Raw genomic sequence first — 1573 nt, forward strand, 5'->3', positions numbered from 1 at the left:
ATAGCGTTAGTGGTGAGCTATCTAAGAAAATGTGGCTTTAACATGGCGGATATAAGGCAAATACTGGCTTCTATCCGCCAATTTAGGCGTTGGTCGGTAACGACCACTCTCTAACAAAAAATATCGCGATCGCGGCCTACGGCCGCTTATCAAAAAGAACCCCGCCTAAAAAGGCGGGGTTCGTCAGCAATCTGACGCACCCATGGGGTGCGTTCATCTACTGCGATAGCGTAAGCCTCGCCTTAGTCTTTATCGCTCGCATCTTCAATCATCTGCGCTTGGTTATAATTTTCGAGTCCCACTTTCTCAATCAGACCTAGCTGAGTCTCCAGCCAATCAATGTGTTCTTCCTCATCATCGAGAATATACTGGAACAAATCTCGCGAGACGTAATCGCGTATGCTTTCGGTGTAGGCAATGGCTTCTTTCAAGTCTTCGTGTGCCTGCATCTCTAGCGCGAGGTCGCACTCAAAAATTTCTTGCGTATCTTCGCCGATACGTAATTTACCTAAGTCTTGTAAGTTCGGCATCCCTTCTAAGAACAAGATGCGTTCAATCAACTTGTCCGCGTGCTTCATCTCATCAATCGACTCTTCATATTCTTTATGAGCAATGACTTTTAAGCCCCAGTCTTTGAACATACGTGCATGAAGGAAGTACTGGTTAATGGCAATAAGTTCATTGCCGAGCACGGTATTTAAAAACGCAATCGATTTTGGGTCGCCTTTCATGGCAAAAGCCTCCTTATGGGTTCTATTTATCAACTGTAGAACCCATAAGGAGGCTGTCAAATTTGACTCAGTACTCCTGAGTTAGCTCGCTTGCTGTAACGTAATCACTTGCACCTGATCGTGAATCACCTCTTTGGCCTGACGCACACATTTACCACACTGTGAACCCAGCGGAGTGAGCCGACGAAGTTCGCGAATGCTGGTCACGCCTTGTTGATTCACAAGCTGCTTAATGGTTTTATCCGATACAGCATGGCAAATACATACAAACATCATTCTCACCCTACAACATAAACTATAACGAGAATAGTTTGCATTGCGCTTCAGGTAAAGGGTTTTTATATAACAATTGATTATTTACGTAATAGCTACACAAACAAAAAAGATCGCATAAAACCAAAGCGCCATACGGCCTATGTCTGGGGTACTGCCATAAAAAAAGGAGCGCAATGCGCTCCTTTTTCAGTGGTATGTTTAACTCAACGCATTACGCGATGATGTTAGCAACAACACCAGCACCTACGGTACGGCCACCTTCACGGATAGCGAAACGTAGACCTTCGTCCATCGCGATTGGCGCGATCAACTCAACAACCATCTTGATGTTGTCACCAGGCATTACCATCTCAACGCCTTCTGGCAGCTCGATAGTACCGGTCACGTCAGTTGTACGGAAGTAGAACTGTGGACGGTAGCCTTTGAAGAACGGAGTATGACGGCCGCCTTCGTCTTTAGACAGTACGTATACTTCTGACTCGAACTTAGTGTGCGGGGTGATTGAACCAGGCTTCGCCAGTACTTGACCACGCTCAACTTCGTCACGCTTAGTACCACGCAGAAGA

3 protein-coding genes are annotated in these 1573 nt (G+C 46.0%); all 3 read right to left on the minus strand.

The window, feature by feature from the left end:
* Positions 1 to 242 precede the first annotated feature (242 nt).
* Positions 243 to 731: a bacterioferritin gene (gene bfr, locus BZJ18_RS16970; RefSeq protein WP_077458530.1), complete on the minus strand. Its 489-nt coding sequence runs from the start codon at positions 729 to 731 to the stop codon at positions 243 to 245.
* Positions 732 to 812: 81 nt separating this feature from the next.
* Positions 813 to 1004 (minus strand): bacterioferritin-associated ferredoxin, encoded by a 192-nt coding sequence (bfd, locus tag BZJ18_RS16975; protein ID WP_069590747.1) that lies wholly within the window; start codon positions 1002 to 1004, stop codon positions 813 to 815.
* Positions 1005 to 1218: 214 nt separating this feature from the next.
* Positions 1219 to 1573 (minus strand): elongation factor Tu (locus tag BZJ18_RS16980; protein ID WP_198532269.1); only part of this gene is annotated, 355 nt, incomplete at its 5' end.

The organism is Salinivibrio sp. IB872 (genome assembly GCF_001995345.1).
GTDB classification, from domain to species: Bacteria; Pseudomonadota; Gammaproteobacteria; order Enterobacterales; family Vibrionaceae; genus Salinivibrio; species Salinivibrio proteolyticus.

What these genes read in the sequence shown, in the direction of transcription:
- bfr (WP_077458530.1), bottom strand. Translation starts at nt 731, where the DNA reads ATGAAAGGCGACCCAAAATCGATTGCGTTTTTAAATACCGTGCTCGGC.
- bfd (WP_069590747.1), bottom strand. Translation starts at nt 1,004, where the DNA reads ATGTTTGTATGTATTTGCCATGCTGTATCGGATAAAACCATTAAGCAG.